Consider the following 25,101-nt stretch of genomic DNA (forward strand, 5'->3'; position numbering starts at 1 on the left):
ATCCAAACAAGTCCAATTAGTTCAACCAAGTCCAAAAATCCAAAAACCCAATCTTCAATCTGGAAATTTTTGACTTACAGATTATTACACATCATTCATATACAAATAACTTACACAGATTGTGCATATGTTTCCTGTCAGTTTTGCACATTGTATACGCGCTCTATCTTTTGGTTGACATGAAAAAACGGTTCGAGATTTCTCGTCAATGTCCATGCGTCCACAAATAGATTTTTGCTGTGGGCGACATTCGTTTTCTTCCGTAGGATTTGCCAAAAAAAGATGCAATTCGCCTGTTTCTTTGCGTTCTCGGAGTATATAAACGTTTTTGCTCATATAATATGTTAGGGTTTAGGTTATTCTGGGTCTCAATGATAATCAAAAAGAATAAGCTTCGATTACGGGAAACCGTAATGCACTATAATTTTATGATAAATCAAGTAAAAATACTTAGGTAATTTCCTTATAATTTGTAAGTATATAAAAAAAAGAACACCTTTCGATGTTCCTTTGCAAATAATTTACTAAAAATTGCAATTATACCATTTCCAACTCCAAAATATTTAATTCCTCCATGCATTCACGCATAATGGTATATGTTCGTTTGATATCATTGTCTAATCCGATAGAGAAACGAATCAAACCATCTGTTAAGCCCATCTCAGCTTGTTCATCTTCTGGAATTTCGGAAGAAGTAGAAGTTCCTGGCGCGCTAAATAATGTTTTGTAAAACCCTAAACTAACGGCTAAATATCCCAAATTTCGCTTTTGCATCAATTCCATCAGTTCATTTGCTTTGTCAATATTTCCAACATCAATAGTAAGCATTCCGCCAAAACCATATTCGTCATTCATCATACTTTTAAATAATTCATGCGAAGGATGCGATTCCAATCCTGGATACACCGTTTTTAATCCATCTTCTTGAAATTTATTTGCCAAATAGGTTGCGTTATGACTATGTTGCTTCATTCGAATATGAAGTGTTCGTAAGTTTTTCAATACAGAAGCCGCACGCAAACTATCCATTGTAGCACCTAATAACATACTTGCACCGTTATTCACATTTCGCAATTCATCAATAAAAACTTGTGTTCCACAAACAACTCCGCCAACAGTATCACTTGAACCATTTATAAATTTCGTCAAACTATGAATCACAATATCTGCGCCTAATTTTGCAGGCGAAATTGATAATGGAGAAAACGTATTATCGACCACTAATTTTAAATTATATTTCTTTGCCAATCTGGCGAGACCAGTAATATCAGCAACTTCCAACAACGGATTACTTACAGCTTCGCAATACAATACTTTTGTGTTTGCTGTAATTGCCGCTTCCACAACGTCCAATTTTGTAATGTCAACAAAAGAAGTTTGAATATTGAATCGTGGCGTGAAGTTTTTCAAAAATGCATACGTTCCGCCGTAAATTGTTCTGCTCGAAACGATATGATCGCCGCTTTTACATAATTGTAGTAAAACAGGCGTTATTGCGCCCATTCCTGAAGCGGAAACATTTGCAGTTTCGGTGCCTTCCATAGCGGCTAAAGCTTCACCTAAATATAAATTGCTAGGAGTTGTATGTCGTGAATACAAATAGCAGCCGTCTGCATTTCCTTCAAAGGTATCAAACATTGTTTTTGCAGAAAGAAATGTATAGGTTGAAGAATCTGAAATGGAAGGATTCACGCCTCCAAATTCGCCAAAATACTGTAAATCTTGAATGTTATTCGCTGGATTAAATGCCATAATTATGTATTTTTAATTTTAGTCAAAAATCAATATATAAAGAATTTAAAACAAGTATTATTTAATTTTTATGAAAATAAAACTATAAAATTGTATTTTTGATGAATATTTAAAATTAAACACTTTTTTAAAGACACTCATTTAGATTTTTTTCCATGTTGAAACTCGATCAAACAGACCGCACATTATTAAACTTGTTGCAAAATGATAGCAAACAAACCAATAAAGAACTTTCAAACAAGCTGAATCTTTCCGTAACAGCTATTTATGAACGTATTAAAAAGCTTGAAAAAGAAGGTGTTATTAAAAGTTATGTTGCACTTTTAGATAAAAAACACATTGCTAAAAGTTTCTTGGCGCAGTGTCACGTTCGCCTAACGGAACATTCAAAAGATTTTGTAATGAAATTTGAACGCGAAATTATAAAACTTGAAGAAGTATTGGAATGTTATCACGTAAGTGGCGATTATGATTATATTTTAAAAGTATTGGTGAAAGATATGGAAGCCTATCGCGACTTTATGATTACTAAATTGACCGCAATTCCAAATATTGGAAATACACATAGTATATTTGTCATTGGCGAAGTAAAACATACCACGGCAATTTCTATATAGAAATACATATTTTAAAGTTATAACATGAAATCAAATGAACATACAAAGCGCAGGTTATAAGCTTACAGAATTTTTTTTACTTTTTATTGCGATGCCTGTAAGTTTGGTGTTAAACTATCCAATATATCTAAAAATAAGCTTTATTAGTATAGGATTCTTTTACATTCTTTGGATGCTACTCAAGGTAGAAAAACAACGCTTTAAAATCAATGAATCGCTAGATTGGAAGCAATTTTGGAGACGCACGTTGGTGTTGCTTAGCGCAATTATTCTCATTATGATCGCATATGTGTATTTTACAGATGCTTCTAAATTGTTCATTGTTGTACGCACAAAACCATTAGTCTGGTTGATTATTTTATTTGCGTATAGTTTATTTTCTGTCTATCCACAAGAATTAATCTATCGTACATTTTTCTTTTTACGATACGATTCACTATTTAAAAACAAGAAGTTACTCGTTTTCATAAACGCTATTGTGTTTTGTTTGGCACATTTATTATTCAACAATACGTTAGTCTTAATCTTAACATTTTTGGGCGGAATTCTATTTGCAATGACATTTGTCAAAACGCGTTCTACTTTATTAGTTTCTATTGAACATGCTATTTATGGATGTTGGTTATTTACAGTTGGAATGGGCGAAATGTTAGGTTTTCCAACGTAAAAAATCTTTTAGAGAAAAATTTTAGTTTAAAAGTTGAAAGGTTTATAAGTTTATCTAATGTGTAAATAATTCACATTTCCAAAACCCAAAACCCAAAACCCAAAACCCAAAACCCAAAACCCAAAACCCAAAACCCAAAAGCGAAGCGACCTAAGGGCTTAGATAAGTTCGAAAATTAAAGAGTCACCTATAAATTACTTTACAGATGACTCTAGCTAGCTTAATTATATCATTTTTTACTTTTATTCAATGATAACACGTTTTGTAATAGTTTCATTTCCAATAGTAAAAATAAAAATATACAATCCTTGTTTTAGTTTTGAACGCAAATCTAAATTGAGATCCAAAACTCCTTTGTCTAGTTTTAACTGTTCAAAATTTTGTATTTGATGACCATTAAAGTTGTGAATTTTTAAAGAGACATCTTTTATATCCGTGTCAGCAACAATTTTCACATTCATCATTCCCTTATTAGGATTAGGTGAAATAGAGGTAATGGTTGCTCTATTATTTAGAGAATGACCATATATCACACAAATCAGGTCCGAAGGTGCTGAAGTAGAACCATTAGAACATATGGCTTTTACTTCAATAGTAGTACAATTATTAAAACCTAAAGGTAATGTAATACTTGTATTTGAAGTTTGAATCGGCGCGATAGAGATTGGCCAATTACAATTACAACTCGGTAGCCAAACATCTGTACTTTCTACAATGTACCCAGCAGCTCCAGGAACAGGATTCCAAAAAACTGTGTTACCTTGCGCGTGTACATTTGTCGGTGCATCTAGCAGACAACATTCTTCAAGTGTAAAACTTTGCTGTAACCATAATTGACCACAAACAGGGTCTTTAATTGACAACTTAACAGCATAAGTTCTATTTGCCTGAAAAACAACAGCATTATTACCTGGTAAGTTCTCAAATATCTCTATAATATTTATAGGATCTTCCAAGCTACTTGGTATCCAATCTGTACCTACAATCCAGTCATAATTTCCACTTCCATTTAGAATCCATAGACTCATAAAAATTTCATCAACTTCAATACTATCACTTCCATTAAGATACACATCTTCTCCCAAGCAAAACGTGTCATCTTTGTTACCGTCTTTATCTTCGTAGTGATATGCAATAGATAGGTTTCCATCTACATACGTAAAATCTTTCTGAACTGATACCTGACCACAACCAGGGCTTTCAAGTGACAATTTTACAGCATAAGTTCTAGGATGAAAAGTAACGGCATCATTACCTTGCAAGTTTTCAAATATCTCTGTAACATTTACAGGGTTTTCTAAGTTGCCTTGTATCCAACCTGTGCCTACAATCCAAGTATATGTGCCACTTGAGTTTAATTTATATAAAGTTAAAAAATACTCATCAACTTCAAAATTATCACTTCCGTTTAGAAAGACGTCTTCACCTAAGCAAAATGTATCGTCTTTTTCTTTCTGTGTATCTTCAAAATGAAAATCTATATCACTACCATGCATTGTGAAATCATGTTCCAATGGAAACCAGCCACATTCATCACTATTAATAGCTAATTTTACTCGATACGTTACACCGTTTTGAAAAATCACGCTTCCATCTGGATCATTTGCATATAAATCAGTAATATCAATTACACCTGGACTACCATTAAACCAACCAGGAGATGTACTATTAGAAGATCCTTGACTCGCCAACCAAGTGGTAGTTCCGTCATTGTTAACTCTCCAAACATCCATATAATACTTATTCTGTGCCCCTTGAATGGTTGCGTTACCATTTAAAAAAATAGTTTCTCCATCACAAAACTCATTTTTTATATTTCCTTGGGCATCTTGAAAATGAAAAGCTACTGCTTCATCTATTTCACTCTCGTCACCTACGCCTACAGCATAAAAAGCATTTTGAGTTGCTACTACTTGCGGAGAGCATGCACCAAATAAATCAGTTGCTGCACTGATTGCATTTTCTCGAGCAAATGCATAAGTAGAACCTGAAGTTAGATATTCGGTTTGCATTCTGTATGCTATTTGTTCGGCATCAAAAATGCCAATTCCATTCACAGTAAATGTATCTCCATTATCATTTATTCCATCAGTAGTAGCTGATCCTTCTACTAATAAAAAAAACCAATGATTTAATACACTACTATTGGTGTGAACGCCTCCAAAATCATTTGGGCCAGTAGCCCAAAAAGTACCTTCATAAGTATCAGGTAAATCTAAATTATTTGGGTCAGACATATCTCTTAGCGCATAAGCATTGAGTGTAATATCTTCACCTGCAAACCATCTGTTCTTTTCAGGAGCAGCCATACTTACAACACAAGCGCCCCAAATATCTGAAAGACCTTCGTTAAGAGCTCCAGATTCATCTTGATACACTAAATTAGAAGAAAACTCTGCTTCATCAACTGCATGCCCAAATTCATGAGCGCAGACATCTAAAGATGTAAACGGACTAAACATTGTACCATCACCATCTCCAAATACTATATTGGTTCCTGTCCATTGAGCATTGTTTGGTGTTGTACCTCCAAAATTAGGAAAAATTACATGTACAAAAGCATTTATTCTAGCGCCGTTTTCATCATAACTATTTCTCTTGTGGACGATAGAAAAATAATCATAGGTCATTTCTAATCCCCAATGTGCATCCAATGCAGCTTGATCCTGACCAGCATTATTCCATTCTGCAGCGGTCCAATTATCGTCTGCGTCTATAAAATCAATAGCATTACCTAAATTATTATTCAAGGCACCTTGATTATTTCGGGTATGTATTCCATTACCTCTTGTAGCGTCAAAAAGTCTAAAACCGTTCGGAAAACCGTTCGCTGCACCTTGTGTTTCAACATTTCTTTGTCCACTGTACATGGTATCTGCATCAGAAGAACACATAACTTGTTCTTTAGTAACTATAGTACCAGAATTGGCATCAACAAAATAAATAGCTCTATCAAAAGGTATAAAGGTATAAATGTCATATTTATAAACCAATTTGTATTCAAAACCAGTTTTCTGACTATTCTTAATTGGGAGAATTACCAATTCACCTTCAGGTTTCTGATAATCACCTCGTAGCGGATTATCTTCATTTTCCCAAGCATAGGCTTTAGCATTAATTTTAGTTAGAAGAATTTCAAATGCCCTCTTCGCTGAAATAGTTGCAGTTGTTGACGCTATTTTCACAGTATAAAATTCGCCATTAGCACGTTTTAGCAGTCCATCTTTGGTATGAACTTTATAAATACCATGCTCAACTTTTATGTTGTTGTAATAGTGTTGATAGGTGTAATGAGTGAATGAAAGACGATCAGTTTTTGTATTAATCTTTTTTAGCTCATCATTTGATTTTATTTTTAATTCTTCTTCAAAGAAAGAGTGTACTTCGCCAATTTTATAAGAATTTGTTTTATTGAAATTGATAAACGTAGAATGTCCAAGTTCGGAAATTACTTTTTTTTCAATTTTACTTTCTTGTGCTATTCCTTGAAGAAATAGCCCACAAAACAGGAAACATAAAATAAGTGTTTTTTTTATTTTCATAAGTGTAAATTTAAATTAGAATTGTTTTTTTAAGTAAATAATGATTTAAATGTAAAGACAAAAAAAAGCTAATAATAGTATCATATATGACGATTCACGGAATTGCATATGACAATTCACGGAATTATAGGAAGCTTCAAGTAATTTTATATTGATTCGTGCATTTTCATTTGAGGTAGATAATTAGTTAGCCTGTGATTTCTCAAATTATGGTAGTATTGGTGTTGTTATATTTGCTATAAATGATATGATACTTACAACAACATCAGGAGATCCAATATTCTTTTTAAAACTTAAAAAAACAGGTTAGAAGAACTTCAGACCATGATTGGACAGGAGTTCGTTTGGTGAGATATTAATAATAAAAAAATCCCAGCACAACTGCTAGGATTTTTATTTTAAGAAGAAATTTCTTAGTACACCCAAAGTTTCTAAAATCGAATTTATTGTATGAGGATTTGAAGCTAATTAATGAGTTTTTGAATGCTTCTTAGAATTTAATTGGAAAAAATACTATATGGAGTTGATAATAACACTTGTTATATTCTCAAGTGTCTAAGGTGATCCTTCTATTGTGGCGGTTCTGAAGTTGTTTCACATTCATTACAGAGATATATCCAACTTGAAGGGCATGCTTCAGTTTCGCGACAATAATAAGAGCCACCACCTTTTATTGAATTGTCATGTAATTGAGAAATTGATTTTTTGTTAAGACTTAATGATTTAAGATTTCTTTTTTTCATGATTTTTATAATTTATGATTAAATCATAAATTACATAAAAAAGTAGTTAACCAATTACGGTAAACCCATAATTAACATTTAAACAAAAAAATCCCAACATTTCTGTTAGGATTTCATTTTAAGAATAAATTTCTTAGTACCGAAAATGGGAGTCGAACCCACACGCCCTAAAGGACACATGGCCCTCAACCATGCCTGTCTACCAATTCCAGCACTTCGGTGTACTTTATAAAAATAAAAGGAGTTAAACAAATGCTTAACTCCTTTTGTGATCTGGCTGGGGCTCGAACCCAGGACCCTCTCCTTAAAAGGGAGATGCTCTACCAACTGAGCTACCAGATCAATGACCTTTGTAGTTAGTATATATTTGTGATCTGGCTGGGGCTCGAACCCAGGACCCTCTCCTTAAAAGGGAGATGCTCTACCAACTGAGCTACCAGATCATGCAAAAAAGAACAGAAAATAGTTCCTTGAATGCGGGTGCAAATATAACATCATAATTTTATTTTTCAAGGCTTTTTTAATATATTTTTATCTTTTTTTTTATCATTTTTGTAAGCACTTAAGAATAAATAATTTATAATAGTAAAAATGACGATATTACTTTTAGGATATATGGCAAGTGGGAAGAGTTCTGTTTCCAAATTACTCGGAAAAGAGTTGGGACTTTCGGTGCTCGATTTGGACGATTATATAGAAAGGAAAGAAGAAAAAACGATTCGTGAAATTTTTGAAACGAAAGGAGAAATTTATTTTCGAACGAAAGAACATGCCTATTTGAAAGAAATTCTAGAAACAAAAGAAGCGATGATTATATCTTTAGGTGGCGGAACTCCTTGTTATGCAAATAATATGAATTTGATTCATGAATACACAAAACACACGTTTTACCTGCAAACGTCGATTCCTGAAATTATAAATAGAGTGAAAGATGAAAAAGCCAAACGACCTTTGATTAGCGCTATTGCTGATGAAGATTTGCCAGAGTTTATAGGAAAACATTTGTTTGAGCGCAATGCATTTTACCAACAAGCAACACATCGTATTTTAACCGATAAAAAATCAGTGGAAGAATTAGTACAGGAAATTGAAGCGTTATTAAATTAACCTGAGTTCGATGTAAGTTTACTCAAATAAAATTTTGATCATATTTTAAAATAATTGCTAAATATTTGATTTTCATTTTCGTTTTCTTTGCTCGCACAAAGAAAAGAAACAAAAGAAAGTGCGCTTTTCCAGAGGTATTTTTAGTTTTTCTTTTAGGGAAAAACTAAAACCGCATGAATTTTTCTAAAATTTCTCCAAGGATTCGAAAATTTTTAACGAAAAATCCCTGCTATACTGCGGAAAAGACAAAAAAAACATTCATAATTTTTATATCGAACTCACGTTAAATTAAATACGCAGTATCTTCTCCTTCTTCAAAAACAACATCAATATGCTCTTGAATAGAAGTAGAGAGTGAAATTCCTTTGAAATCAGCTTTTATAGGATACTTTTTATGATTTCGGTTCACAAGTACCGCCGTTTTAAAATTCTTCAACGGAACGTCTAAAAAGTGCTTTACACCGTAAATCAAAGTCGTGCCCGAATTTAAAACATCATCAATCAATACCAAAGGTTTATTAATGTAATCTTCCTTGACTAATGAAGTCGTGACAGTTTGCAAAGGATCTTGCTTATTAATTAGCACTTCACACAAAGTAATAGTAGCCTCCGTTATTCTCTCCAACTCAGCTTTTATCTTTTGCGCAAATACGAATCCATTTTTGGCAATTCCGGCAAGGATAATTTCTTCTTCATTTACATTAGATTCTAAAATCTGGTACGCCATTCGACGCGTTTTGTGCTGAATTTGTTGGTGATTGAGTATAATATTTCCTGTAACGGTCATGTCTTCAAAAATTTAGGTTAAAATTAAGAATTACTTTCATCATCATCAACAGTATCGTCTAGATAATCATCAATTTCCCGACGATCTTTTTTGGTAGGTCTTCCAGCGCCTTGCTTTCTATAATGCTCTTTTGCGTGCTTTAACATCTCTAAATGTTCAAAATTTTCTTTCGGAGTTGTGTCAACTCTATAAATATCAACCAGTTTTGCGCCTACGCGATTTGGCGGAATATCGAGTACCGTTAAATGTCGCATCACTTGATCCTTACGAACCTGAACTTTATCCGTTGGATATACATCTCGTGAAGGCTTTACAGTGGCACCATTTATTTTTATATGTCCCTTCTTACATGCAGTACTAGCAATGTTTCGGGTCTTAAAATAACGCACACACCAAAGGTATTTATCTATCCTCATACAAAAACTCTAAAAACTACGTTAAAGAATATACAAAAGTAGGATAAAATTGTATCTTGCAAGCCAAAAATTAAAAACAATGATGAAGATTATAAAATTTACATTCCTAATGATAATCGTGAGTACGGTTATTTTTTCGTGTAAAAGTGATGATGATACTGTGTCTTTTGCAGAATTAAAAGATAGAGGTGAACAGCAGGTGGAAGATGACGCTGCGATAGTGACATTTCTAAGTACGCATTTTTATAATTATGAAGATTTCGATTTCACGAATCCTGATAGTGCTGCAAATGATACTTTTGTAATGACATTTGGTGTAATTGAAGGCGCTAATGCTGGTAAAACTCCATTAATAGATCAAGTAGAAGAAAGAACAACTACGTATTTTGATGTAGCGTATAAATATTATGTACTTAAACTTCGTAATGGTGGCGGAAAATCATATTCCAATGCTGATGCTGTAAGTTTGACGTATAGAGGTCAATTATTGGATTTAGAAACATTTGATTTAAGAATTACACAGCAACCTATTGGTTTAGTAACTTCCGTGAAAGGTTTCCAACTTGGAGTTTCAGAATTTAATGCCGCTGAAGATATTGTAGAAGGTTCAGGAGGTTTTCTAGAAGCTAGAAACGGTGGAATAGGAGCAATATTTATTCCTTCAGGATTAGGATATTTTAGCTTAATTCAAACAGGAATTCCTTCGTATTCGCCAATACTATTCTCTTTTAATGTATTTGATGTACAATTTCAAGATGATGATAATGATGGTTTATTGTCTTCTATGGAAGATATAAATGGTGATAATGATGTTACCAATGATGATACAGATGGAGACGGAACACCAAATTTTGTAGATGGTGATGATGATGGAGACGGAACATTCACAGTAAACGAAGTAGTTCAGAATACATATACTTTGAATCCTGGCGACATGGAACCTATATTAGCTTCTAATGAATTTGAAAAAACAAGAGATACTGATGATGCTGGCGTTACAACAATTAAAACAGTTGTTTTAACAGATACGGATGGCGACGGAATACCAGATTATCTAGATGTAAACTAAAAAATAACACAATATTTATAATACCAAAAAGCACTTCCAATTCGGAAGTGCTTTTTTTATACGTTATTGTTGTTTCTTTACCTAATACCGAAAAGTTTATAAGTTTATAAGTTTATAAGTTTATGGGTTTATGAGAAAACTATTTTTTTGTATGAATACAATCGTCACTTCGAGTGGTTTTTCAGAGTGAAACGGAGAAAAATTGTATCGAGAAGTACTTAGAGATTATAATTGGTATTACTTGACTCTAAAGATACTTCTCGATAGTTCTACTGAATTTGTCAAAGTACAATTTGCTCACGCGAATCAATTTGGAGAAATATAAAGCTTTCATGATGATTAACTAGGTCACAAAAAAAAGCACTTCCGCAAAGAAGTGCTTTTCAATATTATATTTATAAATTATTAGTGTCCGATAAAATCTTTCACATTCTTTTAAAAACGTTGCTATCAAAGAGCTTCTCAAAACATCTTTGATGTTCCACCATGCTTTTAGTTAATTTTTATTAGTAATGAAATTATTTTGTCAAGAGTAAAAAATATATAACTATGAACACTGTTTTTCAGTCAGTTACTAATTTGTCTTTATTCTATAATCTAACAGCGCAGCGGTCTTTTGTCTTTAGTCGGACAACAGTGTTTATAAATTGTTTATTCCAACTGAAAAGAAAGACTAAAAATAAGTTGACTAGGTCTTGAATCCAACGTTCCTATTTGAATGTTATTAGAATCTAATACAGCCGCTTCGTTTTCAGAAAAGCCTCTTTCATAACGCAAGTCCAAACCAATGTTTCCAAACTGTACAGCAGCTCCAAAATGAAAACCTGCCGTAATATCGTTTTCCACATCTGAAACTGTAGCATTTTCAAAATCATTATCCAATGTATACTGAAAAGATGGTCCGGCAAAAACACTCAACGGTCCAATTACTTTAATACCAACTAACAACGGAACATCAATTTTAGACATGTCATATGAATTTGACTGATATTCACTTTTAGTTTTTGTGTAAATTACTTCTGGTCGCACATATAATTTTCCAAATTGAATATTATAATACGCTCCAACATGATACCCAATTTTGGCATCGCCATTTTCTTCAATAATATTTTCTCCTGCGGTTACAACTTCTCGCAACTCGCCGTTAGAGTTAAAATTTAAACCTGCTTTCAGTCCAAATTGCGCAAAGCAACTTAACGAAGCAAGTAAAAAAACTAAACATACTACTTTATTTCTCATGGTGTTTACTGTTTTAATGTTATACACTAGAAACGACTTTTTTTGAATTCTATTATTTTCTCTTAATTACTTTTTGAGATGCTTTCACAATAGAAGCCGCATTTAAACCATACTTTTCCATTAATTGTGCTGGCGTTCCTGATTCTCCAAACGTATCTTGTGTGGCTACAAATTCTTGTGGCGTTGGCGTGTTTAGTGCTAACGTACGCGCAACACTTTCGCCCAATCCACCTAAAAAGTTATGTTCTTCTGCAGTTACTACACAACCTGTTTTTGCAACAGATGTTAAAATTGCTTCTTCGTCTAAAGGTTTAATGGTGTGAATATTAATCACTTCCGCAGAAATTCCTTCCGCTTCTAACGTTTCCGCAGCTTGTAACGCTTCCCAAACCAAATGTCCCGTTGCGATGATCGTTACATCAGTTCCTTCAGTTAATTGAACTGCTTTTCCAATCTCAAATTTTTGATCGGCAGGCGTAAAGTTTGCTACTTTCGGGCGACCGAAACGTAAATAAACTGGTCCTTGAAAATCTGCAATTGCTAATGTCGCAGCTTTAGTTTGATTGTAATCACAAGTGTTGATAACAGTCATTCCAGGCAACATTTTCATCAAACCTAAATCTTCTAAAATTTGATGTGTCGCGCCATCTTCTCCTAACGTAATTCCTGCATGCGAAGCACAAATTTTTACATTCTTATCAGAATACGCAACTGATTGACGAATTTGGTCATACACTCTTCCCGTAGAAAAGTTAGCAAACGTTCCTGTAAACGGAATCTTTCCGCCAATGGTCATTCCTGCTGCAATTCCGATCATATTTGCTTCTGCAATTCCGATTTGGAAAAAACGCTCTGGATGATTATTTTTAAAATCGCCCATTTTCAACGATCCTGTCAAATCTGCACATAATGCAACTACATTTTCATTTGTCTTTCCAAGCTCCGTTAATCCATCTCCAAAACCTGATCGTGTATCTTTACTTCCTGTATTTGTATATTTTTTCATCTTTAGTGCCCGAGAAGTCGGGTATCTCTATTTGATTAAACTTAGTTTTAAAAAATTTAGGATTTAATAATCACCTAACGTTTCTGGGTTTTGAGCCAATGCACTTTCTAATTGTTCATCGCTAGGCGCTTTTCCGTGCCAGGCGTGAGTTCCCATCATAAAATCAACACCATTCCCCATTTCTGTATGTAACAAAATACACACAGGTTTTCCTTTTCCAGTTCTAGCTTTAGCTTCTGCCAAACCATCTTTTATTGCTTGAATATCGTTTCCTTTTTCAATTTCTAAAACGTCCCAATCAAAGGCTTCAAACTTCGCACGAAGCGAACCTAAAGGCAAAACATCGTCGGTTGCACCATCAATTTGCTTCTTGTTATAATCAATCGTAGCGATGTAATTGTCAACTTTATTTCCAGCTGCATACATGATTGCTTCCCAATTTTGTCCTTCTTGCAATTCGCCATCTCCATGTAAAGAATACACTAAATGATCGTCTCCATTTAACTTTTTCGTCAACGCTGTTCCAATCGCAACCGACATTCCTTGTCCTAATGAACCAGAAGCAATACGAATTCCAGGTAAACCTTCATGCGTAGTTGGATGTCCTTGCAAGCGCGAATTTAGCAAACGAAACGTGTTTAATTCTTTCACAGGAAAATAACCACGATGAGCCAAAACGCTATAAATTACTGGCGAAATATGACCATTAGACAAAAAGAAAACATCTTCTTCTTTTCCGTCCATATCGAAACCGTCTTTCAGTTTCATGGTATCATTAAAGAGTGTAACTAAAAATTCAGCACATCCTAAAGAACCTCCTGGATGTCCAGAATTTACTTTGTGTACCATTCTCAAGATATCTCTACGTACTTGAGTGACTATGTTTTCTAATGATTTGTTATCAGACATTGTGTATTTGTTAGTAGTTTTTGAAAGCATCAAAAGTAAGTTATAAAACGACGTTAACAAAACAAGTTTGCGGGCATTTATTAACGAACTACTGTGAATAAGTTAAAAAGTGAATTATTGAATGTAAATAATTGATACTGAATTGATAATCCTTTGTGTTAAAGATGAAAAAAGAAGTTTATTAAAACTTTTGTATGTAGCATAGCTTTGGCTATCTGTATTGTTCTGAAATCAAGCAAGAGGTTGTATTATTTTTCAGATTAATTAAAAATCGGTTAAATTTGTGAAAAGTATGTATTGTGTGATGAACATATGCTCTATGTAATTTCAAAACAGAAAACATAAACAAGAAAAAATTGATAAACGAATTTAGATATCGACCACCTTTTAAATACCTATTTCTTGGAATTGGAGGAATACTTGCGGCTTCGATATTTGGCGGAGTAACTCTAGAAAAAGGCGAAATATGGTTTCGGATAATTACATTCATATTTTTCGTTTTGAATTTAGCATTGGGAATAGGATTTCTTGCATTATTCATAAATAAGTTCAATGTTGGAAAATTGAAAATTGGAGATGATTTTATAGAAATTTCAGGTCGTTGGAAGAATCGGACTAAACTGAATTTTACTGAAATTAAAAGTATCGGAGAAATAGATACTTATGACCAAGTTATTGAAATTAAAAGCGAGAATGGCTTTAATCTGATTGAAAAACAGTGGATGAAAAGTAAAGAATTTGACATTGTTAGGGAGAAATTAATTGAATGGGCAAATAAAAATACGTTTAGCACCAAATAAAATGAACGGCAAATTCAAAGCCTATTTACGAAAAGTACGCTTGAATTTTCTATTCGGTTTGTAATTATTAATTCTGTAAAAATTTCACACTTTTTTTACAATTGAAAACACTCAAATTGAAAACCATCTCGTAGTTTCGAAGAAAACATAAAATGAACAAAACGTATTTCTACTTACAAACTTTGCTATTGGTAACTATTTTGATTTTTGCATCTTCTTGCAATGGACAAGGAAAAATTTCCAAAGAAAATAAAAGTATAAGTGAACCTATCAAATATGACGCAGGAGATGTGACTACAAATGGCTTGTTAGACAAAGCTGGAAATATGTGGTTTACAACAACAAAGGAAGGCGTTTTTCGATATGATGGAACCAATTTCACAAATTTCACGGAGAAAGATGGACTTTGTTCTAACTCAGTCAATTCGGTAATTCAGGACAACAAAGGCATTTTGTGGTTTGCAACTGCCAAAGGATTGTGTAGTTATGATGGAATTAATTTTGTTAACATTCCACTTCCCAAAGGAACTTCCCAAGATGTATCGCCTGAAACTGGATTTCCAAGTTCGGAAACGGAAACTATTCTATCTATAATTAAAGACAGAAAAGACGATTTTTGGTTAGGCACCGATGCAAGCGGAGCATATCATTTTGATGGGAAAACATTTACATCATATCTAAAATTTAAAGGACGATTGCAACCGCCAACTAATGAAATTTATAACAATTGTATTCAAAGCATCGTTGAAGATGATGACGGAAATATCTGGTTTACGTCACAAACACACGGAGGAATCAGTAAATATGATGGAAAAGTGTTCACGCATTTCACAAAAGACGATGGACTTCCAGATGATATGATTTTTTCAAGTTTCAAAGATAAAGATGGCAACTTATGGTTTGGAACGTTGGATAATGGTTTGATTTCTTACAAAAATGGTTCGTTCAATTACTTCAATGAAACTGACGGACTCAATAATAACATGGTTTCTTGTTTCTATCAAGACAAAACAGGAAAACTTTGGATCGGTAGTTTCAGAGAAAGTACGGTTTCGTGGTTTGATGGAGAAAATTTCACTTCAATTCCTTTTGATAAAAAACAAAAACTTGTCGAAATACGGTTTATTACCGAAGACAAAGATGGAAATATTTGGTTCGGCGGCAGATATGGTATTTTGTGGAAATATGATGGAAAGCTCTTAACTGATTTCACGCAACAAAAGAGGTTTTGATTTTGAACTGGTTGAATATTAGTTGAATAAATTTGGGATATGATTTCTGTAGATATTGATTGAGTTTTTATTGGTTGTTTTTATTGTTCTGAAAATATACAGTATTTTCTACTTTATATTCGTAGGTGTATTTTCTTTTATATTGATTTAAATTCTTTATTTTAGTGGAAAAACGTGTATTGTGTGTTGGAGGTATATTCATTACACAATACCTAATTGGCAAGAAAAAATAAAACACTATTAAATGAGTAAAAATACAAAAGTAAATGAAATCGCTGTTTTTCCACATAGAAGAGATAAAGAGTACCTTGCTTTTTTAAAAGAAAGAATGTCAATTCATGGTGAAAACGGACTAATAAATCGTGCAATAGATGTACCGAAAGAATGGCAGGAAAGAACTGAGCATAAAAAGATGTGTCAAATATCTTATTTAGGAGTATCTGCTGATATCTTTTTCGATCAAGGACGTAATTTTATTACTGATGGAAATGAAGTATTAGTAAAAGAAATGGAAAACATTATTAAGAATCATAAAATCTTTGAAGATAAAGGCGTCTGGCTCAGAATAAGATTTTTGTTTATATATCCTTTCTCTAATCATGCTATGTCGATAATTAATGCCGAAATGACTCATCAGAGGTGCGAGATAAATGGAGATTGGAGGCACCCTTCTGATCAAACAGAATTTCAAGTTGACTGGAGAAAATTCTATGCATCAACATTTATGAGAGCACAAAGGTTAACTCTAAATCATATCCAAAACTGGATAAATCAATATTCATTTTTTAATGAAAGAGGAAATAGATCTATAATAGTCAGGTTTACCCCAATAAGCCCTAATGTATGTTCTCTAATCATAAACGATACTATTGTTTCTGATTCATATTTATTTGCAAAATTAAATAGACACTCTGAAAGTCTAATTTATAAGCATCCAATTGTAAAAGTAGAAAGAAGTAGAAAAAACTCTCCTGCTTACAATGCATTTCAATATTTGATGGACCATTTTCAATATTTATGGCAACTCAATATAACAATGGATTGTGGTGATGCAACTAAGTACATAAAAGGAAAAAAGGAGTCTTTAAGTGAAATCAATTTACCTTCAGATGTTTCTTTTAGATTAAAAGCTACTAGGTTAGTAAATCAAGATTGTATTGGTAAGGAAGAGAAACAAAGTTGGATTTTAAAAACAAAAAATCAATTTAAAAGGTATAGCTCTATTCCAGAAAAGACTAATGAAGAAGAGAAAATTTTTATCTCTTGTAGTTGGGTAGAGAATAATCCACATTATATTCCAAAGAAAATTCATTTCTGGATAGAAGAAGACTTCACAAATAATTCAATTACAAGCTTAAAGCCAGTTCTTATTGATGGTCGTCCCAGTGAATTAATAAGTCAAAAAATCTATGAAGGTTTGAATGTGTGTAAACTAGCTATAGTTTTTCTTACTAATGATATACCACTTAAAGTTGAAAATGATAAAAACATAGAATATATTTCAAGACCCAATATATATCATGAATTAGGCTTTTTGATGAACAAATTTGATGTTTTAACTGAAAAAGGAAAACTTTTTATCGCATCCGAACGAAGAGAATTGAAACATCTAAGCAATGTGAAAAACTTTATTCATGTTCCAATGATTGAAGAAAATATTGAATTAAAAACTCATTCAATTTATACACAAATTTTAATCTGGCTATATGAAAATTCAATTTTACTCGAGCAGAACTTAAATGTACTCCAAGAGGTTGTACGTAATCATAAGGATAGAATAGTTCAACTCACATCTAAAATTGAAGGAGGAAATAAAGTATTGGATTCAATTGTTAAATTTGAGAAAATAGTTGATGCACGCAAGGATGATGAAAACCTGCTTTAAAAAAACATAATTCAACAATTGTAACTGTAGTACAACCCTATAAAAAAACAAAATCAATATATAAAAAAACCTTTTAATGGCTTTTCTATGTTTTTAGTATGTGTGCATTTGAATAATTTACTTGGCTAAAATGGTTGCTATAAAGTTTTGAATTGCTTTTATTTCATAAAAAATACCAGCATGTGCTTTGGCAGCACATCAAAACAACCAAACCCATTTTTTAGTATCTCTAATTTCAAGAATTAAACATTATGGACATTCAGTCAACAAAAATCGAATTAGTAAAAACAATATTAGCAATTGAAAATAGTGAATTTATTCAAAAAGTTGCTGATTTTGTAAATAAGGAAAAAGTTGATTTCTGGAATGAATTAAATGCTTCTCAACAAAATGAAATCAAAAAAGGAATCAATGAGCTTGACCAAGGAAAAAGGGTTTCTTACGATTCATTTTTGAATAAAATCTCTTAATGTAAGTATTCTAAATCTGAACTAGCGGAATACTCACTTCCGAATAAAACAATGACTACATCGATAATTTTGTATCTTTGGTAAAAACCTTAGCAAAATGAATTTAGAAGCTCGAAAAATAGAATTTGTACAGGAATTTTTAAAACTTCAAAGCGAAGCATCGGTTTCACGTCTCGAAAAAATATTGAGAAAAGAAAAAAATGCTTCAGATGAGCGAATATTAAAACCGATGAGTCAAGATGAACTAAACAAACGTATTGATCAATCGGAAGCTGACTTCAAAAATAACCGATTCAAAAGTAGTGCTGAACTCCTAGTTAAATACAAATAATGACATTTAAAATTATTTGGTCTGCATTCGCTGAAACTCAACTTGATGAAATCTATAAGTATTACGAAAAGAAAGCGAGTCCAAGGATTGCTAAAAAACTTCTCAATGAAATTATCAATGAGCCAGATAAGTTAAAAGAAGCTCCACATATTGGACAAGAAGAAGAATTACTTAAACAAAGAAAAATTCAGTATCGCTATTTAGTTTACAAAAACTACAAACTGATTTACACTGTAGATATAGAATATAGATTTATACGAATTGCAGATGTTTTTGATACGCGTCAAAATCCACCAAAATTGAAGCGAACAAAATAAAAATCCATTGCTTCACAAGAAACTCTACTCTAAAACCAAATCAAATTCCTCAGTTTCCCAAAATTTTAATTTTTTATTAGGAAAATCATCTCGCAATCTTACTTATATTTGCCAACTTATGATGTCGCCGTTTTGTATATTTTTTGGCTTTCGCCAGAAATAACTCGCGGTAACATTCAAATGATGATAAAGGCAATAGCGACGCAACAATGAAATTTGACTTATTAGCAAAAGACCCCGGAAGTAAAGCAAGAGCAGCAACACTAACCACCGATCATGGAACGATAGAAACACCTATTTTCATGCCAGTTGGAACCATTGGAACTGTAAAAGGAGTGCATCAACGGGAACTAAAAGAAGATATCAATCCCGATATTATTCTCTCAAATACCTATCATTTATACTTAAGACCACACACAGAAATTCTTGAAAAAGCTGGCGGATTGCACAAATTCATGAATTGGGACAGAAACATTCTAACCGATTCTGGCGGATATCAAGTCTATTCACTCTCTGAAAACAGAAAAATAAAAGAAGCTGGTGTAAAATTCAAATCGCACATTGATGGTTCATTTCATTTCTTTACGCCTGAAAATGTAATGGAAATTCAACGTACCATCGGAGCAGATATTATCATGGCTTTTGACGAATGTACACCTTATCCATGTGATTACAAATACGCAAAACGTTCCATGCACATGACGCATCGTTGGTTGGACAGATGTATCAGTCACTTAGAAAAATTACCTTTCAAATACGGACATAGTCAAGCGTTTTTCCCAATAGTTCAAGGAAGTACGTATAAAGACTTACGTAAACAATCAGCAGAATTTATTGCTTCGCGCGATGCTGTCGGAAATGCAATTGGCGGATTATCAGTTGGAGAACCTGCAGAAGAAATGTACGCAATGACAGATGTTGTATGTTCCATTCTTCCAGAAGACAAACCTCGATATCTAATGGGCGTTGGTACGCCAATAAATATCTTAGAAAACATCGCTTTAGGAGTTGACATGTTCGATTGTGTCATGCCAACACGTAACGCCAGAAACGGAATGTTATTCACGGCGCATGGAAGTATCAACATCAAAAACAAAAAGTGGGAAGATGATTTTTCTCCCATTGACGAAATGGCAATTACGTATGTAGATACGGAATATTCAAAAGCATATTTACGTCACTTATTTACGGTAAATGAATTGCTGGGAAAACAAATTGCAACAATTCACAACCTTGGATTCTATTTGTGGTTGACACGTGAAGCTAGAAAACATATCTTAGCGGGAGATTTTAACACGTGGAAGAATATGATGGTAAAACAAATGGATAAACGTCTATAGTAGAATATGAAAATATTAGATTGGTATATCATTAAAAAATATCTAACGACATTCTTCGTAATGTTATTACTATTTATCCCAATTGGGATTATGGTTGATATTTCTGAAAACATTGATAAAATGTTATCTTCAGAAGCGCCAACAGACGAAATTATATATTACTATTTCAATTTTGTCATCTACTTTGCGAATCTATTATTTCCAATATTCTTATTCCTTTCGGTAATTTGGTTTACCTCAAAACTAGCCAATGACACTGAAATTATTGCCATACTAAGTTCGGGAGTTTCGTATGTACGTTTCTTGCGTCCATTTATAGTTGCAGCTTCTGTAGTGGCTATATTTGCTTTTATCATGGGAATGTACATCGTTCCAAATGCAAGTAGAGGGTTCAACGAGTTCCGATTTGAATACATAAAAAAAGGTAAAACAAAATTACGAGACAACGCAGAAATTTATAAACAGGTTACTACAAATGATTTTATCTATCTAAAAAGCTTCAGTTTTGAAAGTAAACGTGGCGACAACTTTACCTTAGAGCATTTTGAAGACAATGTATTGAAATATAAAATGGAAGCACGTTCTATCAAATATAATGAAGAAGATAGTACATATACATTACGTGGCTACAAAAAACGAATTATTGGTGCGCTAAATGATAGTTTGGTCAACGTACGAAAATTTGATACCATATTTCCGTTTGAAATAGAAGATTTAACGCCTGTAACCTACATGGCGGAAACGTTGAACTATCAAGAATTAGACAAATTCATTGAAAAAGAAAGACAATCAGGTTCGCCAAATGTGAACATACACTTATTAGTAAAATACAAACGTTGGAGTTTACCAATTACCGCCTTTATCCTTACCATTATTGCGGTTGCGGTTTCTTCAATGAAACGTAGAGGCGGAATGGGCGTAAACCTAGCTTTCGGAATTTCAATTGCGTTTATATACATTTTCTTTGATAAAATATTCGGAACAATGGCAGAGAAATCAGGTTTCTCTCCAATGATGGCAGTTTGGGTTCCTAATCTTGTCTTTGGTGTATTAGCACTATATTTACTCTACAATGCTAGGCGATAAACTCAAAAACTACGCACATCTTCATCTTTTGGTTTTCATTGCTGGTTTTACAGCAATATTAGGAAAACTCATTACCATAAAAGCAATTCCGCTCGTTTGGTTTCGGATGTTAATTGCAGGTTTATTAATGTTTGGATTTATTAAAATATATAAGATCAAACTAAAAATACCACTCAAAACATTTATCAAATTTGGAATTGCAGGAATTGTAGTCGCTTTACATTGGATTACGTTTTTTGGCGCCATTGATGTTTCTAATGTGTCCATTACGTTGGTTATGTTTTCCACAGGAGCATTTTTTGCATCGTTCATAGAACCAATTGTATACCGACGAAAAATTATTTGGTATGAAATCATCTTTGGAATCATCGTAATCATTGGTGTTTCTATCATTATCAACACAGAATTTCAATACATTAATGGAATCATACTTGGCGTAATTTCAGCATTTCTCTCCTCATTATTTGCAGTAATAAACGGGAAATTTGTAGAAAATCACAATGCATCCACCATTTCATTCTATGAATTTATTTGCGGCGTTGTATTTATATCTATCTATTTAGCCTTTGCGGCAGATGGTTTTCTGCAAGAAGACTTCTTCTTTTTAAGCACAAACGATTGGATCTACATTTCTATATTGGCTTCTGTTTGTACGGCATATGCATTTATTGGATCTGTTCATATCATGCGCTACATCAGTCCATATACAGTTGTATTAACTTATAATTTAGAAATTGTATACGGAATTGTATTAGCAATCATATTATTCCCAATAGACGAAAAAATGAGCCCAGGATTTTACTACGGAAGCGTACTCGTTGTAGCAACTGTAGTAGCAAATGGAATCCTAAAAAACAAACGAAAAAGAAAATCCGCTAAAGGCATTGAAGTTTCCTAAATTAAAGTTTTATATTTGTACACTAAAACAACTAAAAATATCCTCAAAAACATGGAATATTTAGATTTTGAGCTACCTATAAAAGAATTAGAAGAACAACTGACAAAGTGTGTTGCTATTGGTCATGAAAGTGATATTGATGTAACAGAAACATGTCAGCAAATCCAGAAAAAATTAGCAGTTACTAAGAAAGATATCTACAAAAACCTATCTGCTTGGCAACGTGTGCAACTATCGCGTCATCCAAACAGACCATATACATTAGATTACATCAATGCGTTATGCGGCGAGACGTTCTTAGAAATGCATGGCGATCGGAATGTAAAAGACGACAAAGCTATGATTGGTGGACTTGGTAAAATCGGCGATCAATCATATATGTTTATTGGTCAACAAAAAGGATACAATACTAAAACACGACAATACCGTAACTTCGGAATGGCAAATCCAGAAGGATATCGCAAAGCATTGCGCTTAATGAAATCTGCTGAAAAATTTGGAATTCCTGTGGTAACGTTAATTGACACTCCAGGAGCATATCCTGGATTGGAAGCGGAAGAACGCGGACAAGGAGAAGCAATTGCTAGAAACATTCTTGAAATGACACGTTTAAAAGTGCCAATTATCGCCGTAATTATTGGTGAAGGCGCTTCTGGTGGAGCTTTAGGAATTGGTGTTGGAGACAGAGTTTTAATGCTCGAAAACGCTTGGTATTCTGTAATATCTCCTGAAAACTGTTCGTCTATCTTATGGCGTAGTTGGGAACACAAGGAAAAAGCAGCAGACGCACTAAAATTAACGGCTACGGACGCAATGAAACTTAAAGTAATTGACGAAATAGTCAAAGAACCTCTTGGCGGCGCACATACTGACAGAGAAGGAGCTTTTATAGCTGTCAGAGATGCCATTGTTGCAAATTATGACAAATTAAAAAACTTATCACAAGTAGATTTAGTGAGTTCGCGTATGGACAAGTATTCTAAAATGGGCGAATTCAAAGGATAAACCTATACTACATAAGGAAATATAAAAATCCGAAGCACACGCTTCGGATTTTTTTTCTGCTTATCAACAAAAAATCGTAACTTATTAACAATCGTACGTTAACGCTTCAAACGTTAATTTAACTCTTAAAAGTAAAAGTAATACCTACTTTCGCACTCATGGAAAATGTCAACCCTAAGCAATCATATAAAACCGATAAAAGTAACCTAATAAGTCTTGAGAAAGGTAAATTACCGCCACAAGCCGTCGATTTAGAAGAAGTTGTACTTGGTGCAATGATGATTGATAAAAAAGGTGTGGATGAGGTTATTGATATTTTAAGTCCAGAAGCATTCTACAAACAAGCCAATAAACTCGTTTTTGAAGCGATCTTTCAATTATTCGAAAACTCAGAACCAATTGACTTATTAACAGTATCATCACAACTCCGTAAAAACGCAAATTTAGATAAAGTTGGTGGCGATTTTTATTTAATTTCGCTTACGCAGAAAGTGTCATCTTCGGCGCACATTGAATTTCACGCACGTATCATCTTGCAGAAATTCATTCAGCGTAGCTTAATTAAAATCTCCAATGAAATTATTGAAGATGCTTATGATGAAACTACTGATGTTTTCTCACTATTAGACAAAGCAGAATCACGTTTATACGAAGTAACGCAAGGAAACATTAAAAAATCTTCTGAAACGGCACAAAGTTTAGTAATTCAAGCAAAGAAAAAAATTGAAGAAATTTCCAATAAAGATGGTTTAAGTGGTGTTCCTACTGGTTTTCATAAATTAGATAAATTAACTTCTGGATGGCAACCGAGTGATTTAATTATCATCGCAGCTCGTCCAGGTATGGGAAAAACGGCATTAACCTTGTCGATGGCAAGAAATATTGCCGTTGATCAAAATATTCCTGTTGCTTTCTTCTCTCTGGAGATGGCTTCTGTTCAGTTAATAACACGTTTAATTTCCTCAGAAACAGGATTGTCTTCTGAAAAATTACGTACAGGGAAATTAGCAAAACACGAATGGGAACAATTAAACGTAAAAGTAAAAGGACTTGAAAAAGCACCTTTATTTATTGATGATACACCTTCGCTTTCCATCTTTGATTTACGTGCAAAAGCGCGTCGTTTGGCATCGCAACACGGAATCAAAATGATTATGATTGATTATTTACAGTTAATGACGGCTGGAGGAAGTCAAAAAGGAGGAAACCGTGAACAGGAAATCTCAACCATTTCGCGAAACCTTAAAGCATTAGCAAAAGAATTAGCGATTCCTGTAATTGCATTATCGCAGTTATCACGTGCGGTAGAAACGCGTGGAGGAAGCAAAAGACCGTTACTTTCAGATTTACGTGAATCGGGAGCAATTGAGCAAGATGCGGATATTGTATCCTTTATTTATCGTCCAGAATATTATAAAATTGACGAATGGGATGATGATGAACGTTCGCCAACTGATGGACAAGCAGAATTAATTGTGGCAAAACACAGAAATGGTGGTTTGGATAATATTCGATTAAAATTTATTGGACATTTAGGGAAGTTTGACAACTTAGAAACTTTTGATTCACCATTTGAATTTCAATCAAAATTAAATGATGCTGCAAATGATGACACCTTACGAACCGATAATTTGCCAAGTGCGGACGAAGCGTTCGGAAGTTCTATGAATGACGATTTTGATGATAATGAAGTTCCGTTTTAAATCGTAAAAATTACAATAAGCTTTTTTTGTATATCCGTTTTCTATCATTTAAACGCTCGTCACCTTGAACTTGATTCAAGGTCTCATTATTGTATTTTTGATTTATAACCATATGTGATTCTGAATCAAGTTCAGAATGACGGACTTATTACCTTTATGACCTTTGCGGATATGCAAAAA

Annotated in this window: 23 protein-coding genes and 3 tRNA genes; 15 read left to right on the forward strand and 11 right to left on the reverse strand. The window is 33.3% G+C overall.

From position 1 onward, the window contains the following. Window positions 1-84: 84 nt before the first annotated feature. Complete coding sequence (locus tag IMCC3317_RS22275; RefSeq protein ID WP_160131672.1) at window positions 85-336, reverse strand: hypothetical protein; 252 nt, start codon at window positions 334-336, stop codon at window positions 85-87. 201 nt (window positions 337-537) lie between these two features. Further along, entirely contained in the window at window positions 538-1,752 is a 1,215-nt protein-coding gene (locus IMCC3317_RS22280) for an aminotransferase class I/II-fold pyridoxal phosphate-dependent enzyme (protein ID WP_160131673.1), read from the reverse strand. Between the two features lie 158 nt (window positions 1,753-1,910). Between IMCC3317_RS22280 and IMCC3317_RS22285 the strand changes: the two genes are divergently transcribed. Further along, complete coding sequence (locus tag IMCC3317_RS22285; RefSeq protein WP_160131988.1) at window positions 1,911-2,369, forward strand: Lrp/AsnC family transcriptional regulator; 459 nt, start codon at window positions 1,911-1,913, stop codon at window positions 2,367-2,369. Between the two features lie 34 nt (window positions 2,370-2,403). Continuing rightward, window positions 2,404-3,036 (forward strand): CPBP family intramembrane glutamic endopeptidase, encoded by a 633-nt coding sequence (locus IMCC3317_RS22290; RefSeq protein ID WP_160131674.1) that lies wholly within the window; start codon window positions 2,404-2,406, stop codon window positions 3,034-3,036. Window positions 3,037-3,278: 242 nt separating this feature from the next. Here the strand turns inward: IMCC3317_RS22290 and IMCC3317_RS22295 are convergent, their stop codons facing one another. The 4 genes from IMCC3317_RS22295 to IMCC3317_RS22310 form a co-directional block, all read right to left on the reverse strand. Then, a complete protein-coding gene (locus tag IMCC3317_RS22295; protein WP_160131675.1) occupies window positions 3,279-6,578 on the reverse strand; it encodes a M4 family metallopeptidase in 3,300 nt (1,099 codons plus the stop codon). Between the two features lie 880 nt (window positions 6,579-7,458). Beyond that, window positions 7,459-7,542 (reverse strand) — tRNA-Leu (locus tag IMCC3317_RS22300). Window positions 7,543-7,590: 48 nt separating this feature from the next. Beyond that, a tRNA-Lys gene (locus IMCC3317_RS22305) sits at window positions 7,591-7,663 on the reverse strand. A gap of 28 nt (window positions 7,664-7,691) precedes the next feature. Continuing rightward, window positions 7,692-7,764: transfer RNA gene (locus IMCC3317_RS22310), tRNA-Lys, on the reverse strand. Window positions 7,765-7,912: 148 nt separating this feature from the next. Between IMCC3317_RS22310 and IMCC3317_RS22315 the strand changes: the two genes are divergently transcribed. Continuing rightward, complete coding sequence (locus IMCC3317_RS22315; RefSeq protein ID WP_160131676.1) at window positions 7,913-8,428, forward strand: shikimate kinase; 516 nt, start codon at window positions 7,913-7,915, stop codon at window positions 8,426-8,428. A gap of 283 nt (window positions 8,429-8,711) precedes the next feature. Here IMCC3317_RS22315 and IMCC3317_RS22320 read toward each other — a convergent pair whose 3' ends face one another. Next, window positions 8,712-9,215, reverse strand: coding sequence for a phosphoribosyltransferase family protein (locus IMCC3317_RS22320; protein WP_160131677.1), 504 nt, complete (start codon window positions 9,213-9,215; stop codon window positions 8,712-8,714). A gap of 23 nt (window positions 9,216-9,238) precedes the next feature. Continuing rightward, complete coding sequence (locus IMCC3317_RS22325) at window positions 9,239-9,631, reverse strand: RNA-binding S4 domain-containing protein (protein ID WP_160131678.1); 393 nt, start codon at window positions 9,629-9,631, stop codon at window positions 9,239-9,241. Window positions 9,632-9,710: 79 nt separating this feature from the next. Between IMCC3317_RS22325 and IMCC3317_RS22330 the strand changes: the two genes are divergently transcribed. Then, window positions 9,711-10,700 (forward strand): FKBP-type peptidyl-prolyl cis-trans isomerase, encoded by a 990-nt coding sequence (locus IMCC3317_RS22330; protein ID WP_160131679.1) that lies wholly within the window; start codon window positions 9,711-9,713, stop codon window positions 10,698-10,700. Window positions 10,701-11,351: 651 nt separating this feature from the next. On the opposite strand, the gene IMCC3317_RS22335 is transcribed toward IMCC3317_RS22330, so the two are convergent. The 3 genes from IMCC3317_RS22335 to IMCC3317_RS22345 all read right to left on the reverse strand — a co-directional run bounded on the left by IMCC3317_RS22335 (window position 11,352) and on the right by IMCC3317_RS22345 (window position 13,854). Further along, window positions 11,352-11,939, reverse strand: a complete 588-nt coding sequence (locus IMCC3317_RS22335; protein WP_160131680.1) for an outer membrane beta-barrel protein — start codon at window positions 11,937-11,939, stop codon at window positions 11,352-11,354. Window positions 11,940-11,991: 52 nt separating this feature from the next. After that, window positions 11,992-12,945 (reverse strand): transketolase family protein, encoded by a 954-nt coding sequence (locus IMCC3317_RS22340; RefSeq protein ID WP_160131681.1) that lies wholly within the window; start codon window positions 12,943-12,945, stop codon window positions 11,992-11,994. A gap of 63 nt (window positions 12,946-13,008) precedes the next feature. Continuing rightward, the gene (locus IMCC3317_RS22345) at window positions 13,009-13,854 is read right to left on the reverse strand and encodes a transketolase (RefSeq protein WP_160131682.1); all 846 of its coding nucleotides are present in this window, start codon (window positions 13,852-13,854) and stop codon (window positions 13,009-13,011) included. A 356-nt stretch (window positions 13,855-14,210) separates the two neighbouring features. Here IMCC3317_RS22345 and IMCC3317_RS22350 point away from each other — a divergent pair, with 356 nt between their 5' ends. The 11 genes from IMCC3317_RS22350 to dnaB all read left to right on the forward strand — a co-directional run bounded on the left by IMCC3317_RS22350 (window position 14,211) and on the right by dnaB (window position 24,921). Continuing rightward, window positions 14,211-14,654, forward strand: coding sequence for a hypothetical protein (locus IMCC3317_RS22350; RefSeq protein ID WP_160131683.1), 444 nt, complete (start codon window positions 14,211-14,213; stop codon window positions 14,652-14,654). 152 nt (window positions 14,655-14,806) lie between these two features. Continuing rightward, the gene (locus IMCC3317_RS22355) at window positions 14,807-15,886 is read left to right on the forward strand and encodes a ligand-binding sensor domain-containing protein (RefSeq protein WP_160131684.1); all 1,080 of its coding nucleotides are present in this window, start codon (window positions 14,807-14,809) and stop codon (window positions 15,884-15,886) included. A gap of 244 nt (window positions 15,887-16,130) precedes the next feature. After that, a complete protein-coding gene (locus IMCC3317_RS22360) occupies window positions 16,131-17,771 on the forward strand; it encodes a hypothetical protein (protein WP_160131685.1) in 1,641 nt (546 codons plus the stop codon). Between the two features lie 251 nt (window positions 17,772-18,022). Then, window positions 18,023-18,241, forward strand: coding sequence for a hypothetical protein (locus IMCC3317_RS22365; RefSeq protein ID WP_160131686.1), 219 nt, complete (start codon window positions 18,023-18,025; stop codon window positions 18,239-18,241). 97 nt (window positions 18,242-18,338) lie between these two features. Further along, window positions 18,339-18,572, forward strand: a complete 234-nt coding sequence (locus IMCC3317_RS22370) for a hypothetical protein (protein WP_160131687.1) — start codon at window positions 18,339-18,341, stop codon at window positions 18,570-18,572. Beyond that, a complete protein-coding gene (locus IMCC3317_RS22375) occupies window positions 18,572-18,889 on the forward strand; it encodes a type II toxin-antitoxin system RelE/ParE family toxin (protein ID WP_160131688.1) in 318 nt (105 codons plus the stop codon). Before IMCC3317_RS22370 ends, IMCC3317_RS22375 begins: the two co-directional genes overlap by 1 nt. A gap of 209 nt (window positions 18,890-19,098) precedes the next feature. Beyond that, entirely contained in the window at window positions 19,099-20,229 is a 1,131-nt protein-coding gene (tgt, locus tag IMCC3317_RS22380; RefSeq protein WP_160131689.1) for a tRNA guanosine(34) transglycosylase Tgt, read from the forward strand. A gap of 6 nt (window positions 20,230-20,235) precedes the next feature. Beyond that, on the forward strand, window positions 20,236-21,315 hold the full coding sequence (locus IMCC3317_RS22385; RefSeq protein ID WP_160131690.1) for an LptF/LptG family permease: 1,080 nt from the start codon (window positions 20,236-20,238) through the stop codon (window positions 21,313-21,315). Next, a complete protein-coding gene (locus IMCC3317_RS22390) occupies window positions 21,302-22,213 on the forward strand; it encodes a DMT family transporter (protein WP_160131691.1) in 912 nt (303 codons plus the stop codon). Before IMCC3317_RS22385 ends, IMCC3317_RS22390 begins: the two co-directional genes overlap by 14 nt. A gap of 51 nt (window positions 22,214-22,264) precedes the next feature. Further along, the gene (locus tag IMCC3317_RS22395; protein WP_160131692.1) at window positions 22,265-23,218 is read left to right on the forward strand and encodes an acetyl-CoA carboxylase carboxyltransferase subunit alpha; all 954 of its coding nucleotides are present in this window, start codon (window positions 22,265-22,267) and stop codon (window positions 23,216-23,218) included. A gap of 158 nt (window positions 23,219-23,376) precedes the next feature. Next, entirely contained in the window at window positions 23,377-24,921 is a 1,545-nt protein-coding gene (gene dnaB, locus IMCC3317_RS22400; RefSeq protein WP_160131693.1) for a replicative DNA helicase, read from the forward strand. Window positions 24,922-25,101 lie beyond the last annotated feature (180 nt).

Source organism: Kordia antarctica (assembly GCF_009901525.1).
Taxonomy (GTDB): Bacteria; Bacteroidota; Bacteroidia; order Flavobacteriales; family Flavobacteriaceae; genus Kordia; species Kordia antarctica.

Coding starts and splice junctions, on each gene's coding strand:
- IMCC3317_RS22330 (WP_160131679.1), top strand. CDS start 9,711: ATGATGAAGATTATAAAATTTACATTCCTAATGATAATCGTGAGTACG.
- IMCC3317_RS22320 (WP_160131677.1), bottom strand. CDS start 9,215: ATGACCGTTACAGGAAATATTATACTCAATCACCAACAAATTCAGCAC.
- IMCC3317_RS22360 (WP_160131685.1), top strand. CDS start 16,131: ATGAGTAAAAATACAAAAGTAAATGAAATCGCTGTTTTTCCACATAGA.
- IMCC3317_RS22375 (WP_160131688.1), top strand. CDS start 18,572: ATGACATTTAAAATTATTTGGTCTGCATTCGCTGAAACTCAACTTGAT.
- IMCC3317_RS22370 (WP_160131687.1), top strand. CDS start 18,339: ATGAATTTAGAAGCTCGAAAAATAGAATTTGTACAGGAATTTTTAAAA.
- IMCC3317_RS22315 (WP_160131676.1), top strand. CDS start 7,913: ATGACGATATTACTTTTAGGATATATGGCAAGTGGGAAGAGTTCTGTT.
- IMCC3317_RS22390 (WP_160131691.1), top strand. CDS start 21,302: ATGCTAGGCGATAAACTCAAAAACTACGCACATCTTCATCTTTTGGTT.
- IMCC3317_RS22345 (WP_160131682.1), bottom strand. CDS start 13,854: ATGTCTGATAACAAATCATTAGAAAACATAGTCACTCAAGTACGTAGA.
- IMCC3317_RS22340 (WP_160131681.1), bottom strand. CDS start 12,945: ATGAAAAAATATACAAATACAGGAAGTAAAGATACACGATCAGGTTTT.
- IMCC3317_RS22365 (WP_160131686.1), top strand. CDS start 18,023: ATGGACATTCAGTCAACAAAAATCGAATTAGTAAAAACAATATTAGCA.
- dnaB (WP_160131693.1), top strand. CDS start 23,377: ATGGAAAATGTCAACCCTAAGCAATCATATAAAACCGATAAAAGTAAC.
- IMCC3317_RS22335 (WP_160131680.1), bottom strand. CDS start 11,939: ATGAGAAATAAAGTAGTATGTTTAGTTTTTTTACTTGCTTCGTTAAGT.
- tgt (WP_160131689.1), top strand. CDS start 19,099: ATGAAATTTGACTTATTAGCAAAAGACCCCGGAAGTAAAGCAAGAGCA.
- IMCC3317_RS22385 (WP_160131690.1), top strand. CDS start 20,236: ATGAAAATATTAGATTGGTATATCATTAAAAAATATCTAACGACATTC.
- IMCC3317_RS22290 (WP_160131674.1), top strand. CDS start 2,404: ATGAACATACAAAGCGCAGGTTATAAGCTTACAGAATTTTTTTTACTT.
- IMCC3317_RS22275 (WP_160131672.1), bottom strand. CDS start 336: ATGAGCAAAAACGTTTATATACTCCGAGAACGCAAAGAAACAGGCGAA.
- IMCC3317_RS22280 (WP_160131673.1), bottom strand. CDS start 1,752: ATGGCATTTAATCCAGCGAATAACATTCAAGATTTACAGTATTTTGGC.
- IMCC3317_RS22395 (WP_160131692.1), top strand. CDS start 22,265: ATGGAATATTTAGATTTTGAGCTACCTATAAAAGAATTAGAAGAACAA.
- IMCC3317_RS22325 (WP_160131678.1), bottom strand. CDS start 9,631: ATGAGGATAGATAAATACCTTTGGTGTGTGCGTTATTTTAAGACCCGA.
- IMCC3317_RS22355 (WP_160131684.1), top strand. CDS start 14,807: ATGAACAAAACGTATTTCTACTTACAAACTTTGCTATTGGTAACTATT.
- IMCC3317_RS22295 (WP_160131675.1), bottom strand. CDS start 6,578: ATGAAAATAAAAAAAACACTTATTTTATGTTTCCTGTTTTGTGGGCTA.